This window comes from Arthrobacter sp. MDT1-49-2, assembly GCF_059090185.1.
This window is the reverse complement of sequence record NZ_JBNHFK010000002.1, coordinates 360,398-376,113: the sequence shown is the minus strand read 5'-3', so window position 1 is coordinate 376,113 and position 15,716 is coordinate 360,398. Positions and strand designations below refer to the sequence as shown.

At 67.1% G+C, this 15,716-nt stretch carries 15 protein-coding genes; 6 read left to right on the top strand and 9 right to left on the bottom strand.

The features are described 5' to 3' along the window. Positions 1–67 precede the first annotated feature (67 nt). The 4 genes from speB to AC5RTS_RS04255 all read left to right on the top strand — a co-directional run bounded on the left by speB (position 68) and on the right by AC5RTS_RS04255 (position 4,987). On the top strand, positions 68–1,036 hold the full coding sequence (speB, locus tag AC5RTS_RS04270) for an agmatinase (RefSeq protein WP_493990831.1): 969 nt from the start codon (positions 68–70) through the stop codon (positions 1,034–1,036). Continuing rightward, entirely contained in the window at positions 1,033–2,685 is a 1,653-nt protein-coding gene (locus tag AC5RTS_RS04265; RefSeq protein ID WP_493990830.1) for a thiamine pyrophosphate-binding protein, read from the top strand. Before speB ends, AC5RTS_RS04265 begins: the two co-directional genes overlap by 4 nt. A gap of 86 nt (positions 2,686–2,771) precedes the next feature. Continuing rightward, on the top strand, positions 2,772–3,287 hold the full coding sequence (locus AC5RTS_RS04260) for a MarR family winged helix-turn-helix transcriptional regulator (RefSeq protein ID WP_493990829.1): 516 nt from the start codon (positions 2,772–2,774) through the stop codon (positions 3,285–3,287). Beyond that, positions 3,284–4,987, top strand: coding sequence for an MDR family MFS transporter (locus AC5RTS_RS04255; RefSeq protein WP_493990828.1), 1,704 nt, complete (start codon positions 3,284–3,286; stop codon positions 4,985–4,987). The genes AC5RTS_RS04260 and AC5RTS_RS04255 overlap by 4 nt, the downstream gene beginning before the upstream one ends. Positions 4,988–5,068: 81 nt before the next feature. Here AC5RTS_RS04255 and AC5RTS_RS04250 read toward each other — a convergent pair whose 3' ends face one another. From AC5RTS_RS04250 to AC5RTS_RS04225, 6 genes are all read right to left on the bottom strand, one after another. Beyond that, entirely contained in the window at positions 5,069–6,277 is a 1,209-nt protein-coding gene (locus tag AC5RTS_RS04250) for an FAD-dependent oxidoreductase (RefSeq protein ID WP_493990827.1), read from the bottom strand. Positions 6,278–6,282: 5 nt separating this feature from the next. Then, positions 6,283–7,020, bottom strand: a complete 738-nt coding sequence (locus tag AC5RTS_RS04245) for a class I SAM-dependent methyltransferase (RefSeq protein WP_493990826.1) — start codon at positions 7,018–7,020, stop codon at positions 6,283–6,285. Beyond that, the gene (locus tag AC5RTS_RS04240; RefSeq protein WP_493990825.1) at positions 7,017–8,216 is read right to left on the bottom strand and encodes a type III polyketide synthase; all 1,200 of its coding nucleotides are present in this window, start codon (positions 8,214–8,216) and stop codon (positions 7,017–7,019) included. Before AC5RTS_RS04240 ends, AC5RTS_RS04245 begins: the two co-directional genes overlap by 4 nt. 65 nt (positions 8,217–8,281) lie before the next feature. After that, positions 8,282–9,943: a RecQ family ATP-dependent DNA helicase gene (locus tag AC5RTS_RS04235; RefSeq protein WP_493990824.1), complete on the bottom strand. Its 1,662-nt coding sequence runs from the start codon at positions 9,941–9,943 to the stop codon at positions 8,282–8,284. 53 nt (positions 9,944–9,996) lie between these two features. Further along, entirely contained in the window at positions 9,997–10,779 is a 783-nt protein-coding gene (locus AC5RTS_RS04230; RefSeq protein ID WP_493990823.1) for a cytochrome c oxidase assembly protein, read from the bottom strand. Next, a complete protein-coding gene (locus AC5RTS_RS04225; protein ID WP_493990822.1) occupies positions 10,772–11,260 on the bottom strand; it encodes a DUF2243 domain-containing protein in 489 nt (162 codons plus the stop codon). Before AC5RTS_RS04225 ends, AC5RTS_RS04230 begins: the two co-directional genes overlap by 8 nt. Before the next feature lie 80 nt (positions 11,261–11,340). Here AC5RTS_RS04225 and AC5RTS_RS04220 point away from each other — a divergent pair, with 80 nt between their 5' ends. Beyond that, the gene (locus tag AC5RTS_RS04220; RefSeq protein ID WP_493990821.1) at positions 11,341–11,634 is read left to right on the top strand and encodes a DUF503 domain-containing protein; all 294 of its coding nucleotides are present in this window, start codon (positions 11,341–11,343) and stop codon (positions 11,632–11,634) included. Positions 11,635–11,687: 53 nt separating this feature from the next. Then, positions 11,688–14,198: a Tex family protein gene (locus AC5RTS_RS04215; RefSeq protein WP_493990820.1), complete on the top strand. Its 2,511-nt coding sequence runs from the start codon at positions 11,688–11,690 to the stop codon at positions 14,196–14,198. Positions 14,199–14,248: 50 nt separating this feature from the next. On the opposite strand, the gene AC5RTS_RS04210 is transcribed toward AC5RTS_RS04215, so the two are convergent. From AC5RTS_RS04210 to AC5RTS_RS04200, 3 genes are read right to left on the bottom strand one after another with little or no spacing between them, the layout of a single operon-like run. Next, positions 14,249–14,473, bottom strand: coding sequence for a hypothetical protein (locus tag AC5RTS_RS04210; RefSeq protein ID WP_493990819.1), 225 nt, complete (start codon positions 14,471–14,473; stop codon positions 14,249–14,251). 32 nt (positions 14,474–14,505) lie between these two features. Then, positions 14,506–15,198, bottom strand: coding sequence for an HAD family hydrolase (locus AC5RTS_RS04205; protein WP_493990818.1), 693 nt, complete (start codon positions 15,196–15,198; stop codon positions 14,506–14,508). Beyond that, positions 15,195–15,698, bottom strand: coding sequence for a very short patch repair endonuclease (locus AC5RTS_RS04200; RefSeq protein ID WP_493990817.1), 504 nt, complete (start codon positions 15,696–15,698; stop codon positions 15,195–15,197). Before AC5RTS_RS04200 ends, AC5RTS_RS04205 begins: the two co-directional genes overlap by 4 nt. Positions 15,699–15,716: the final 18 nt, after the last annotated feature.

Genomic DNA, 15,716 nt, shown 5'->3' with positions numbered 1-15,716 from the left:
AACTTTTGATTACTCACAGATAACATGCGTGCGGGCAATGACGCCCGCGCCGGATCCGGAGAGACCCATGGATGACCTTCCCCGCGTCAGCGCCAACGGCAACACCGGTCCGGTGGATGCCGCACTGGTGCCGCGCTACGCCGGCGCAGCCACGTTCGCCCGGCTGCCGCGGCTGGACCAGGTGGAGCGGACCGATGTGGCCGTGGTCGGGGTGCCCTTTGACAGCGGTGTCTCCTACCGGCCCGGCGCACGTTTTGGCGGCAACCACGTCCGGGAAGCGAGCCGGCTGCTGCGTCCATATAACCCGGCGCTGGACGCGTCACCCTTCGGGAACCTGCAGGTGGCGGACGCCGGCGACATGGCGGTGAACCCGTTCAGCATCCATGAGGCCATTGAGGCCGTGCAGCAGAACGCCCTGGACCTGACCGGCGGCGGTGCGAGGCTGCTGACCCTCGGCGGGGATCACACCATTGCCCTGCCGCTGCTCCGTGCCGCCGCCGAACGCGCCGGCACTCCGGTTGCCCTGTTGCACTTCGACGCGCACCTGGACACCTGGGACACCTACTTCGGCGCGGAATATACGCACGGCACCCCCTTCCGCCGGGCAGTGGAGGAAGGGCTCCTGGATACGGACGCGCTGTCGCATGTGGGTACCCGCGGTCCGTTGTACGGCAAGAAGGACCTTGACGAGGACCGCCGCTTCGGCTTCGGCATCGTGACCTCCTCCGACGTCTTCCGCCAGGGGGTGGATGAGGTGGTGGCGAAACTGCGGGACAGGATCGGCGGCCGGCCGCTCTATATCTCCGTGGACATCGACGTCCTGGACCCGGCCCACGCCCCGGGGACCGGCACTCCCGAAGCGGGCGGACTGACCAGCCGGGAACTGCTGGAGATCCTGCGCGGACTGCGCGGACTGAACCTCGTGGGGGCCGACGTCGTCGAAGTGGCTCCCGCCTACGACCATGCCGACATCACCGCGGTGGCCGCCTCGCATGTCGCCTATGACCTGATCACCCTGATGGGACTGCCCGCATGAGCGCCGCAGCCGATACCGGACTTGCCCGCAACGGCGGCGACCTGGTGGTGGAAACACTTGAAGCACTGGGCGCCACCAAGGTCTTCGGAATTCCCGGCCAGCACGCCCTGGGCCTCTTTGACGCCCTCTCCCGCTCGCGGCTGGAGTTCATTTCCTCCCGGGTGGAAAACAACTCCGCGTTTGCCGCCGACGGCTTTTCCCGGGCCACAGGGCAGGTGGGAGTGGTTTTCCTGTCCACCGGCCCCGGGGCGCTGACGGCACTGGCCGGCCTGCAGGAAGCCTATGCCACCGGTGTGCCCCTCATTGTTGTGGCCAGCCAGCTTCCGATCGAAGGGCTCGGTGCCCGGCGCCGGGGCATGCTGCATCAGCTTGATGACCAGAAGGCCTCCGCTGCCAATGTCACCAAGAGCCAGCGGCTGATCCTGCATGCCTCGGGCATTCCGTCGGCCATCCAGGATGCCTGGACCGAGGCCATCTCCTCACCGATGGGGCCGGTGTGGATCGAGGTGCCGCAGAACGTCCTGCTGAACCCCGTGCTGGTGCCGTCGGTGGAAGACGCCCTGGCCGAACCATTCGACAACCCGCCGCGCAGCGAACTGGTGAAGGAAGCCGTGCAGTGGCTCTCCGGCGCCCGGCGTCCGGCCATTATCGCCGGCGGGGGAGTGCGCCGCAGCGGGGCCGGGGAGTCCCTGCTCTCCATCGCCGAAAAGCTTCAGGCACCGGTGATCTGCACGCCCGGGGGCAACGGCGCCTTCCCCTGGGAGCATCCGCTGTCTTTGCAGTCGTGGATGGAGGACCGGCATATGACCGACCTGCTGGAGGATGCCGACGTGCTGCTGGTCATCGGGTCCTCGCTGGGGGAAGTGACCTCAAATTACTTCACCATGGCCCCGCGCGGACGGATTATCCAGATCGACGCGGAGCCCCGGGTGCTGGAGTCCAACGCGCCGGCTCTCGGTATTCGCGCCGATGCGCGTCAGGCGCTGGAGGCGCTGGACGCGGCACTGCCCGCGACGGTTGAACCTCCGGACTGGCACGGACACACGGCGCAGGAAACGGCGGCCGCGGCCCTGGCCCGGGTGCAGGCGCGGCTGGATGCACAGGACCTCGCCCTGGAGCGCCGGTTCATGGCTGATATCCGGGCCGCCGTTCCGGATGAAATGCAGACCTACTGGGACATGACGATTTCCGCCTACTGGGCCTGGAGCTGCTGGGACGCACGGTCCGGGCAGTTCCACTCCGCCCAGGGGGCCGGCGGACTCGGGTACGGCTTCCCCGGCGCCATCGGCGGCGCGCTCGGCCTGGGGGAGCGGGTACTGGCGGTTTCCGGGGACGGCTCGGCAATGTACTCCATCGCTGAACTGGCCACGGCTCGGCAGCATGATGCCGCCGTTACCTGGCTCATTGTCGACGACGGCGGGTACGGGATCCTGCGCGAATATATGGAGGACGCCTTTGGCAAGGCCACGGCAACGGAACTGGCGCGGCCGGACTTCGTGAAGCTCGCGGAATCCTTTGGTGTCCCGGCCCGCCGCTGTTCACCGGGCGCTGTCCGCGAAGCGCTCGAGGAGTCCTTCGCGGCGGCGGGGCCGAACGTTGTGGTCGTGGAGGCCCGGATCGGTCTCTTTGCCCCGACCCACCTCGCCTAGCGCCCCGGAGGGTTTAGTTAGTTGACCTAGCCAAATTCCCGCGTATAGTTGCCTAGGTCAACTATCGATCCGTCCGGAGGAATCCCATGTCCGTGCAGCAGGCAACGGCGGAAGACCTGACCCGGAAAATCTTCGCCCTTCAGCGTGCCCTGCGCTGCGTCACCCAGCTCAGCGCAGACAGCGGCGGGCCCGGGTTGGCCCTGCAGGGTGTCATGCGCATGATCGGCGAGGACGGTGAACTGAGGGCCACCGAACTCGCCGCGAAACTGGGCATCGGGCCGGCCGGGCTCAGCCGCCACGTCGCCGAGCTGGAAGAGCTCGGCTACGTCCGGCGCCGCCCCCACCCCCAGGACCGCCGTGCCTATCTCATCAGCCTCTCCGAACTGGGAGAGACAGTCCTGGCGCAGGCACTGGCACGCCGGGCAGCCGTTCTGCAGCAAACCCTCTCCGACTGGTCCGAGGATCAGGCCCAAGCGGCATCAGATTCCATCGGGGCACTCTCCGAGACCCTCTTCTCTTCCTTCCGCACCGGCAGCACGGCCCGGCCAGCAGCCGACCCGTCCGATCCGATGCCTACTCCGCAGGAGCAAACAGCTAAGTGACCGAAACCAAAACAGCCAAAAAGGCCAGGACAAAACACGTACCCGGTGAAATGAGCCACCGGCAGATCCTGCAGGCCCTGACCGGCCTGCTCGCCGCACTCTTCACCGCAATGCTGAGCACCACCATCGTGGCCAACGCACTGCCCACCATCATGGGCGACCTGCACGGAACCCAGACGGACTTCGCCTGGGTGGTCACAGCAGCCCTGCTCGCCAACGCAGTGAGCACCCCGATCTGGGGCAAGCTCGCTGACCTGTTCAGCAAAAAGCTGCTGGTGCAGCTGAGCATTGTGATTTTCGTGGCCGGCTCGGTGCTGGCCGGGTTCTCACACAACATGGAGCTGCTGCTGACGGCCCGTGTGATCCAGGGCCTCGGCATGGGTGGACTCACCGCCCTGGCACAGGCGATCATCGGGTCCATCATCCCGCCGCGTGAACGCGGCCGGTACTCCGGCTACATGGGTGCCGTGATGGCGGTGGCCACCGCGGGCGGCCCGCTGTTGGGTGGCTTCATCGTGGACAGCCCGCTGGGCTGGCGCTGGACCTTCTTCCTCTGCGTACCCCTCGCCGTCGTCGCCCTGATCCTGCTGCAGATCACGCTGCGCCTGGAACACGTGCGCCGCCAGGCCCGGATCGACTGGCTGGGCTCCATCCTGCTCACCGCCGGGATCTCGCTGCTGCTGATTTGGGTCTCCTTCGCCGGCAAGGCCGGCTACTACGACTGGTGGTCCTGGGAGACAGCCGCAATGGTGGGCGGTTCCGTGGTCCTGCTGGCCCTGCTGGTATTCGTAGAGTCCAAGGTTTCCGAACCCATCATTCCGCTGAAGATCATCACCCAGCGCACCACCGCCCTGGCCATCGTCGCCTCGGTAGCTGTCGGCATCGCCATGTTCGGTTCCACCACCTTCCTGGGCCAGTACTTCCAGCTGGCCCGCGGCTTCACCCCCACAGAAGCCGGTCTGCTGATGCTGCCCATGATTGCCGGCAACCTGCTCGGCTCCGTGGGATCCGGCCTGCTGATCACCCGCTTCGGCAAGTGGAAGCGCTACCTGATCATCGGCACCATCCTGGTGATCATCGGCACCGCGCTCGCCGGCATCATCGACCACGAAACCGAGATGGTCCTGGTCAGCCTGTTCATCTTCATCCTCGGTGTCGGTATGGGCCTGCTGATGCAGAACCTGGTCCTGGCGGTCCAGAACACGGTGAAGGTGACCGACGTCGGCTCCGCCAGCGCTTCCGTCGCCTTCTTCCGCACCGTCGGCGGCGCCATCGGCGTCTCCGTCCTGGGCGCCGTGCTGTCCAATTCGGTCAGCAGGCGCGTGACGCAGGAACTGACCGGTGCGGGAATCCCGACCGAGGGCGGCGGAACCACTGCCACCCTGGACATCGCCGAACTGCCGGCGCAGGTGCAGACGTTCTTCCGGATTGCCTACGCCGAAGGAACCGCTGATCTCTTCCGCATTGCGGCAGCGGTTGCCGTGATTGCCCTGATAGCGGTGCTGTTTATCAAGGAACAGGCGCTGCGCCGGACCCTGGACATTAAGCCCACCTCCGCCAACCCGGTGGAGCCCGGCCTGACCGGGGGCAGCGACATGCTGCAGACCGGGGCCATGGCCGCAGTCCCGGCTGCCGGTACCTCGGAAACCGATGCGTCGCCGGCGGACGCCGGCGACGCAGGCACGGCACCTAAGAAATAGCACCGTACCGAAGAAGTAGCACGGTCCCGAAGAAATAGCACCGGCTCGACAGAGCAACGCAAAGAGGTGCGCCGGCGCCGGCTACTGCATGGTGAAACGGCGTGCCACTGCCCTGGCCAGCGCCGGGCTGCGGAACAACCTTTCCAGCCCGGCGTTGCGCAGGGCCATCACGCCGGCAGGCAACGGGCGGCCCAGCACCATGTTCACCCGGGCCTGGGCCGATGCCACCACCGCATCCCGGCGCCGGTCCCGTTCAAAGCCGCGCAGCCGTGCACCTACCGGTTCGCCCTGCAGGGCAGCGGCGATCAGCGGTGCCACGGCCGCGGCATCCAGCCAGCCCAGGTTCATGCCCTGCCCGCCAATAGGACTGATCACATGGGCCGCATCCCCGATCAGCACCGTCCGGCCCTGGACCAGCCGTTCCGCCCGGCCAATCCGCACTCCGAAGGCGCTGAGCATCGAGTTCCGGCCGGCGTCCACCCGCTGGCCGGTGCGGTGCTGCACCATGGCCGCCAGGTCGGCGGCGGAGGCATCCGCGGCCAGCGCGTCCGTGTGGACCACCCAGCGGCGCAGTCCTCCCGGCAGGGGGAAAGACTCAACAATTCCCTCCGGTTCCAGATACAGAACCCCCAGCGGACCGTCGGACGTCTCATCCGGAAAATCGCCCATCAGATAGGTATCCGGAAGCAGGCGGGAGGACCACGGTGTCCCCAGCGCCTCCCGCACGGATGAACGGGCGCCGTCGGCCGCGACCAGCAGCGATGCTGTGGAGGTGAATGCTGCTCCGGCGGCCGTCCCGCGGATCCGGACGGAGGGTCCGTCCTGCTGGAAGGATTCAACCCGTGCGCCGCGGACCAGTGCCTGCGGGTCGAGGGCCTGCAGCCTCTCCTGCAATAGTTCTTCGGTCCGCAGCTGCGGCAGGGTCAGGACATACGGGTAGCGGGCGGAGGCGGCGGAGAACCCCAGCCGGGCCACGGTCCGTCCCGCACTTCGGGCCTCGCCGTGGCTGATCTGCACGCCTTCGCGGGTCATGGCGCCGGCGATCCCGGCCAGGGCCAGGGATTCGAGCGCCGGGGGATGCACGCCGATGGCACGCGAATGCGCACTGCGCACCTGCCGCTGTTCCAGCACCTGGACCGAAATCCCGGCCTGCAGCAGCAGGATGGCCAGATATACCCCCACCGGTCCGCCGCCGGCAATCACGACGTCGGCGGCTGGCCGCGGCACGCGGGACAGGGACGATTCGGGCGGGGACACTGGGAAAGCGGCGTTGACCGGGGCCGTCGGCACGCGGATCACCACCCTTCCCGTGCCTGGCCGGGAACCGCGCCGGGCGGCGGACAGAACAACAGATTCTGCCAGGGCCGGTGCTGGCGTGCCTGCCATCCCGGAGGGGTCACCGTGAGCAGTTCCTCGCGGGTAAAGCTGCGGCGGATTGACGTCAATCCGTCGGCGCGGATGAATGACCCAGGGAAAAAGGGCAGGGTCCCCACCGAAAAGAGGGCATAGGCCCACGGGCTGCGTTCAATGTCGCTGTGCAGACTCAGCTGCCGGGCCAACCGCCGTGAATCCGCGAGCAGGGCCTGCAGCTGTTCCGGCGTGAGGTGGTGCAGCATGTGGTTGGAAATCACCACGTCGAAAACCCGTCCCTCGGCCACGAGTTCAGAGCTGAACGCGCGCCGGAACGTGAGTCCCTTGACCGCCGGCCGGGAGGAGGCGAAGGCGTGCGCCCGCGGGTCCGGATCAATTCCGGTAATCTCCAGGGCGAATCCGTCCTGCCGGGCCCAGCGGGCCAGGCTGCGGGCGACGTCGCCGCCGCCGGAGCCGATATCCAACAGGCTCCCGCCACCTGTCTCGCGGAAGAGGGGACGAAGATAACGGACATAGTTGCGCCGCCACCCCGAAACCACCGCGTTGATCAGCCAGAACTGGGCATAGGTGCGTTCGAGGCGGCGCGGGTCGGCATCCGGGCGGTCCATTTCCTCCACCGCGTCCACCGCCCGCTCCGCCAGGAACGGGAAGCCTGGCGTCATACGGCTGCGGGAACGCCCAGCGGCGCGGCGCGGTCCGCCTGACCGGCGCCGTCGGGCTGCACAGGGCCGCCGACGCGGGTGAACAAGCCCGTCTCCACGGTCAGACCCGGTCCGAAGGCCATGGAGCAGATCCGTTCGTTGCCGCCGTTGAACGGCAGTTCCAGGATCCGCTTGAGCACAAAGAGCACGGTGGCACTGCTCATATTGCCCACCGTGCGCAGGGTCTCGCGGGCCGGCAGCAGCTGTTCCTCGCTGAGTTCAAGCTTCGTCTCGACCTTGTCCAGGATGCTGCGGCCGCCGGGGTGGATGGCCCAGTGCTCTATCTCGCGGTAGGCGCGGCCGTCCACTGACTGGTCGTGCGCCAGCAGGGGTTCGAGGGCACCGACAATGTGATCGTCGATAATGTGCGGAACGTAAGTCCCCAGCACCATTTCAAAACCTTCGTCGCCGATGTTCCACGCCATGGATTCCTCGCCCACGGGAGTGAGGACGGTTTCGAAGTGGTCCAGCTGGATGGCCGGCCCGGTGACGGGCAGGTCCTCGCGGGCGGTGATGATGGCCGCGGCCGCGCCGTCCGCGAAAAGCGAGGACCCCATGATGGCGTCCGGATCATTGGAGGTGCGGACGTGCAGTGAGCAAAGCTCGGCGCTGACCACCAGCACCACGGCCTGCGGATCGGCCTCGCAGAAGGACTTCGCGGCCCGCATCGCTGGGAAGGCCGCATAGCAGCCCATAAAGCCCAGATGGTAGCGCTGCACTGAGGGATTCAGTCCCAGGGCGCGGACCACCTTGTAGTCCGGCCCCGGGTTGAAGAACCCGGTGCAGGAGACGGTGATGACGTGGGTGACGTCTGCCGCGGAAATCCCGGCGCAGGCGTCCAGTGCCTTCTCTGCTGCTTCGATGAAAAGCTTGGTGGCCTCAACAGCGAAGATGTCGTTGCGGGTCTTGGTGCTTGGCTTCAGCAGCAACCCGCTGCGGGCATCGTAGAACTTGGGATTCTCCGAGGTGTCATTCAGTGACAGCTCGGCCAGGGCAGTTCGCCGAGTATCGATGGCAGCGGAGTTGAAACAGGTGCGGACCAGCCGTTCGCCCAGCCGGGTCAGGCCCGGTTGCGCTGCAAACGTGTCGCGGACTTCATCCTGCACCAGGACAGTGGGAGGAATTGCAGTTTCCAAGGACCTGAGGGTAACCGTCATAGTCCATTCTTAGGGGATGGTGATCTCCCGCACAATGCCCGGTACACCCTGACGGTTGCCTGAAGCTACTGGTTGAGCGGCTCCAGGAGGCCTTTTTCCAGGACCAGGTCCACCGACAGTGTTTTGTATCCCGTGGACTCGAAGAGCACGGTTACCGTGTCATTCTCGTAGCTCATCACGACGCCGGGCCCCCACTCGGCGTGCCTTACGGCGGACTGCAGGGGGAATGGATCCTCCATTGCCCCGGTGCGGGGCGCCGCATCATCCACGGCCTCGCCCTCCGCGGCAGCCCTGTCGCAGTTGTCGCAGTTCCCGCACGGTTCGGGGAGTTCCTCACCGAAGTAGCCAAGCAGGAACTGGCGGCGGCAACCGGACGTCTCGGCATACTGACGGGCCATATCCACCCGGGACTGGTCGATGTTCTCACGGCGTTCGGCGTAGTCCATGGCTGCGTCCACTGCGTCGTTGGGCGCCATTTTCCGCGCTTTGTAGCCGCGCTTGGACAGGCTTACGGCACCGGCTTCCTGCAGCAGGTTCAGTAATCCGGAAAGCCTCCTGCCACTGACGCCCAGCTTCTCGGCAAGCTGTGCCTGTTTGATGGGGCCGCGTTGGGCGCGTAGTGCCGCCAGCAGCTGGCGCAGGGCGCTCTCATCCGGCCGTTTGCTGGCAAAGAAACGCCGCAGCCCCAGATCCTCGGGGCGGTAGTGCAGCACGGCAGCGGAGGGCAGGCCGTCCCGCCCGCCGCGGCCGATCTCCTGGTAATAGCTGTCAATGGAATCCGGAATGCCGGCATGCACCACGTAACGCACATTGGGTTTGTCGATCCCCATGCCGAAAGCGGTAGTGGCCACCACCACGTCCAGCTGGTCATCGAGGAACTGCTGATGGACCTCCTTGCGTTCCCCTGCGGGCCGGCCCGAGTGATAGGGCGCCGTCCGCAGACCGGCCATTGCCAGGTCCGCGGCGTATTGCTCCGTCTCCTTGCGGGTGGCCACGTAGACCAGTCCCGGGTGGGTGAGCTCCGCGACGCTTTGCATGACCGCCCGGCGCTTGTCCTCGGCTTCAACATGCATGTGGACGGCCAGGTGCAGGTTGGGCCGGTCGAACCCCTGGGCAATCAGGAACGGGTCCTTGAGCTGCAGTACCTCGGCTATCTCGGCCCGCACCGGGGGAGCGGCGGTGGCCGTCAGCGCCACTACGGGCCTGCCCAGTGCCTGCGACAGTCCACCCAGCTGAAGATAATCCGGCCGGAAGTCATGGCCCCAGGTCGAAACGCAGTGCGCCTCGTCAATCACCAGGATGGAAACATCCAGGCCTTTGAGGCGGTCGGAGACCTCCTGGCGGGCCAGCTGTTCCGGGGCGAGGAACAGGAACTTGGCCCTGGTCTCCTCATTCCGGTCCTCGGCCGCGGCCCAGGCTGCGTCAATGCTGCTTTGCGGCTGGCTGGAATTGAGAACGTAGGCGCGGGTGGCGCCGGCGGCCGCGTTGATCCCGTCAGCCTGGTCGCGCTGGAGTGCAATCAGCGGCGAAATAACGACGGCGATGCCGGGCAAAGCGAACGCCGGCACCTGATACACCGCGGACTTGCCGTGACCGGTAGGCATCACGCACAGGACATCCCGGCCCTGCGCCACGGCGGCCATGGCCTCCAGCTGCCCTTCGCGAGGGGTGTCCCAGCCGAAGATCTCCGACGCCGTTCTGACCAGGGTCTCCCGCGTGATATTCATTCATGATCCTTCAGGCGTACCGGGCCGGCTCCTGCCGGCATGAGCTAATCAGCTTACTGATGATGGGTCCCCGATGCGACTCGGCCGCGCGGCCGGGACCATTGGTACCACTGCCGGCAGAGCAGCACAATCAGCACCAGTTCGACGGCGGCTCCGCCGTAGTACATGACCAGGGCGCCCTGTTCCGCAGCTGCTGGTTCGATGCCAGGCGGCGGGTCGGCGTAGATGCCCTTGGCCAGGATGTTGTGGGCGGCAATGGAGAGGATCAGGACCACGGCACGCAGCCGGTAACCGGCCCGGTGCGGGGACGGGTCCCGGCCGATGATCGCGGCGGTGAACAGGTACCCGGCGGCCAGCAGATGGAAGGTGACCAGCCAGTGCACCGGCATGGAGTCCTGCATGGCATCCAGTAACCCGGTGCGGAACATGAGGATCATGCCGCCGGTATTGAGGATGGCGGCGGTGACGGGATTGCCGATGAAGCGCACAAACCCGCTTCGCAGCAGGCGGGAGAGCCGGCGCGCGGGGAAAACATCCAGGGTCCGCAGGGCCAGGGTGAAAGGCCGCGAAAGCACCAGGAGCAGCGGCGAGACCATGCCGGCCAACAGGTGGGACAGGCTCAGCACGGCGAAATCGGTGTGCGAAAGTTCGGCCAGGGGATTCAGGACGGTCACCAGCACCGCGGCTACCCCTAGGGTGAAGAACGCAGTGCGGTGCCAGGGCCAGCTGCCCGACCGCGGTGAGAGCGCCCCGGCCCAGTACGCCACCAGTGCCACAACGGCGGGAATGAAAAAGAGCGACTCCGCCGGGAAACCGCCGTCGCCGTGGCTATGCATCGGTCCTGGTGTCCGCGGTCCGGGGAACGGCGGCGCGTGTGCGCCGCGTTAGCAGGGCCCCGGCCAGCACCATCAGCACGGCCACCGTGTTCCAGACCGTGTCATACACCAGCAGGTCCACGTCATAGCGGATCTGGTGCAACCCCATCAGCTTGTGCTGCACCGTTCCATCATACAGCTGGAAGGCGCCGGCGCCCAGCAGGACTCCGCCGCCCCAGCGTTGTGGGATGACCTCGTGCCAGCGGCGCAGATCCGCGAACAGGAACAACCCTGCCACCACGGCGAACCATCCGAAGGCGTGGAACAGGCCGTCCGAAAACAGGCCGGCTGCGGTAGTGGACCGGTCATAAAAGTGGTGCCACTGCAGCAGCTGGTGGAAGACCACTTCATCCACGAAAGCAGCCACCCCAATGCCGAAAAGGGCTCCGGAGAGGAGGTTACGCCGCCGGGGGGACCGTGATGAAGGAAGCGGAGAAGCCATGCTTCGAACATAACACCGGGCCCCGCACGCCCGCAGGCCCGGGGCGTGACAGGATCCGGCCCGGCGGCAAGGATGGAAGGATGTGGATCGGGGCGCTGGAATTGGACCTGCTGTTGGGCGACGTGCACTCGCTGAAGGGAAAACGCTCACTCGTCCGGCCCCTCCTCGCCGAGCTGCGGCGGAAGTTCGATGTTTCCGTGGCCGAGGTCGGGTCACTGGACCTGCACCGCAGGGCCGCAGTGGGCGTGGGCCTGGTGGCCGCCGACCGGACGCATGTGGTGGAGGTGCTCGACGCCGCTGAACGGTTGGTCGCTGCCCGGCCGGAAGTTCAGCTGCTGAGCGCACGGCGCCGGCTATTCACAGCGGAGGACTAGCGGCCCGCCGCCTGACCTCGCCACGGCGGAAGCGATGGGGAACAATTGGGCGGGTGAGTCTTAGCGCAGCACCCGCCCCCGCCCCGTCCGTTCCCTCCGCCCCCACCGGCGACTCCGAGGTCATTGCCCAGCTGGCTGCCGAATTGGGGGTGGCGCCCTGGCAGATCCGTGCAGCGGTTGATCTGCTCGACGGCGGAGCCACCGTTCCCTTTATCGCCCGGTACCGCAAGGAAGCCACCGGCACCCTGGATGACGCCCAGCTGCGCGAGCTCGATGAGCGGCTGAGGTACCTGCGTGAACTCCAGGACCGGCGCCGGGTCATCCTGGCAGCGGTGGAAGCCCAGGGGAAACTGACCCCCGAATTGCGTGCCGCCGTTGCCGCTGCCGACACCAAGTCCCGGCTCGAAGACATTTACCTGCCGTACCGCAGCAAGCGGCGCACCAAGGCCCAGACCGCCCGCGAAGCCGGCTTGGAGCCGCTGGCCGATGCGCTGCTGGCCGATCCCCGGCGGTCCCCTGAGGCGGAGGCCGCCGCCTACCTGCGCGACGGAGTCCCCGACGTCGCCGAGGCGCTCGCCGGTGCCCGCGCCATCCTGATTGAGCGTGTTTCCCAGGATGCAGATCTGCTGACCGAGCAGCGGGAGAAGCTCTGGCGGCAGGGCCGGATGCGCTCGCAGGTCCGTCCCGGCAAGGAAGCCGAAGGGCGCAAGTTCACCGACTACTACGATTTTTCCCAGTCCCCGTCCGGGATGCCCTCACACCGGGTCCTGGCGCTGTTCCGGGGTGAGAAGGAAGGGATCCTGGAGCTGTCCCTCAGCGAGGGAGACCCGGCCGATGCCGAGGCTCTCGCCAACGCCAGGTCCCGCTATGAGCGGTCCGTGGCAGCCCGACTGGGCGTAGCGGACCGGGGACGTCCGGCGGATGCCTGGCTGCTGCAAACCGTGCAGCTGGCCTGGCGCCGGATCCTGGCCAAACTCTCCGTGGACCTGCGGGTCCGCCTGTTCACCGACGCGGAAACCGAGGCCGTGCGGGTGTTCGCTGCCAACCTGCGCGATGTCCTGCTGGCGGCACCGGCGGGCAACCGGGCCACGCTGGGCTTGGACCCCGGACTGCGCACCGGCGTCAAAGTGGCCGTGGTGGACGGCACCGGTCAGGTGGTGGCCACGGACACCGTGTACCCGCACGCACCGATGCGGCGGTGGGACGAGGCCCTGGCAACGCTTGCCGGGCTGGTCCGGAAGCACGGCGTCGAGCTCATTGCCATCGGCAACGGCACCGCGTCCCGTGAGACGGACAAACTGGCCGCCGAACTCATCCGCATGCTGCCGGCAGACACCTCCGTGCGGAAGCTCGTGGTTTCCGAGGCGGGTGCGTCGGTTTACTCGGCCTCGGCGCTGGCCTCCGCTGAGCTGCCGGGCATGGATGTGTCGCTGCGCGGAGCAGTGTCCATAGCCCGCAGGCTCCAGGACCCGCTGGCCGAACTGGTGAAGATTGATCCGAAATCCATTGGCGTGGGGCAATATCAGCACGACGTCACCCCGGCCAAACTCGAGCGGTCCCTCGACGCGGTGATTGAGGACTGCGTCAATGCCGTGGGGGTGGATGTGAATACGGCCTCGCCTGCGCTCCTGACCCGGGTGGCCGGCGTCGGTCCGCTGCTGAGCGAGAACATTGTGGCCTACCGCAACGCCAACGGACCGTTCACGCGGCGTCGGGACCTGGTGAAGGTTCCGCGGCTGGGTGCCAAGGCCTTTGAACAGTGCGCTGGCTTCCTGCGGGTTACCGGCGGGACCGAACCGCTGGACGGGACCAGTGTGCACCCGGAGTCCTACCCCACGGCACGCAAGGTCCTTGCCGCGGCCGGGGCCACCATGAGCGCGGCAGGGGCACCCCTGGACGGCGTGGATCCGGCCGCGTTCGTGGACGGGTCCGTGGGCCTGCCCACCGTGCTGGATATCATTTCCGAACTGCGCAAGCCCGGGCGCGATCCCCGCCCGGCGTTTGAGACCGCCACCTTCTCGGAGGGGATTGAAAAGATCTCGGACCTGCGTCCGGGCATGATCATGGATGGCGTGGTCACCAACGTAGCCGCCTTTGGTGCCTTCGTGGACGTGGGAGTGCACCAGGACGGCCTGGTACACATTTCCGCCATGTCCACCAACTTCATCTCCGATCCCCGTGAGGTGGTGAAATCCGGGCAGGTGGTCAAGGTCAAGGTGCTCGAAGCGGATCCGGAGCGCAAACGCATTTCGCTGACGCTGAGGCTCGACGACGCCGAGGGCTCCGCGGGCGGCCGCCCCCGGCGCCTGCCGGTGCCGGAAGCAGCGGCAGGCAGCACCGGAGCCAAGCGATCCGTCCGGCCGGTCCGCGGTGACACGGGGAAGCCAGCCAAAGCGGGCGCCGGGAAACCGTCCCGGGCCGAAGTTGGCAAGCCCGCCAAAACGGGAGCGTCGCCGTCGTCTGCGTCCACGCCCGCTGCGAAGGCAGCCAGGGGCACCCCACGGAACACGGCACCCACCGGCGCCATGGCTGACGCCCTGCGGGCCGCCGGGCTCCTGAAGTAAGCCGCCGGACTCATGAAGTAAGGCGGCGTCCCGCCCCCGTCGCGGAAACGCTAGCCGGGGTTGCCGGGGCGGTCCGCTTCTTCTGCCTCGTCTGCCTGGTCCGGTGAGGCCGGCACACTTCCGGCCGCATGGGTGCCTTGATCCTCGCGGATGTTCCCGGCCGAGTGCGGTGCGCTTCCCGGCGTGCGGGGCTCTCCGGTGGGCCCGGGAGCAGGAGCGCTCGGACCCAGCGGGTCCTCGGCGTCATTGTCTGGTCCGGTGGGTTCAGTAGTCACGGTGTCCTCTCGGTAGAGCTTCTTCAGGGGGATCAGTCGCGGCTGATCAGCGTGCCCAGAAGGCTGCTGTCCAATGCCGCAAGCAGTGCGCGGGGATCCTCGTAGACCTCCTCGGCACCGGCCTCGCGCAATTCGGCTTCGCTGGTGCCGCCGCAGGTCAGGCCGATGGTGGGGATGGAGAGCTTGCCGGCCGCCTTGACGTCCCAGACGGAATCGCCCACAAACACAGTGTCCGCTGCGTCCAGTCCGCCGGATTCCAGTGCCGCCTCCAAAATGTCCGGGGAAGGTTTGCTGGCGTCGGCATCGCCGGAGCTTGTGGCTCCGCTGATGGCCGAATCGGCGTCGATCACGGTGCGCAGGAACTTCAACTCAGCCTCGGAAGCGGAGGATGCCAGCACCACGGTCAGGTCCTTGCCGGCGCACGCCTTGAGCAGGTCCCCGGCACCGTCGAAGGACCGCAGTGACGGCCACCAGGTGGAGAAGATGGCGCCGTGGGTGCTGTCGAGCTTTTCGTCCTCATCCTTGTTGCGGTCCTCACCGAGGAGGTGTTCCACGAGTTTGTCCCCGCCCATCCCGATGCTGCGGTGAATGGCAGACATGGGAACGTCATGCTCCATCCGCCGGAAGGCCTGCCACCAACAGACAGCGTGCAGATAGTTGGAATCCACAAGCGTGCCATCCACATCGAAAAGGACTCCGCGTTGACCTTTGCCGGAACTGCTCATACTGTGCCGCCTTCGTTGTCCGTACTGCCAGGGTTTGTCCTTGAGTCTAGTGCCGTGCGTGGGAACCCCGCCCGTCCCGGCAAACCGAGAAAGGCGCGCAGCTGCCCTTCCACTGCGCTCAGCTCCTTCAGTTCACATTCCCACACCACCAAGACCTCCCAGCCCGCTTGTTCAAGGCTGGCCTTGGCAGCGGCGTCCCGTTCCACCGTGCGGTTTCGTTTCGCGGACCAGAACGCGCTGTTGGATTGCGGGGCATGCTGCCCGGCCCGGCAGGAGTGCATATGCCAGAAACACCCGTTGATAAACAGGACCTTCCGGCGGCCGGCGAACACCAGGTCCGGCTTCCCCGGCAAGCGGGCGGGGCCGTAGCTGCCGTGCAACCGGAACCGGTATCCGGCGGCGTGCAGGAGGCGGCGGACCAAGAGCTCCGGCTTGGTGTCCTTGCCCCGGATGCGGGACATGTTCCGGCTGCGCTGCTCGGGAGTGAGGGTGTCGGCCATGGTCCCAGTCTAGGAACA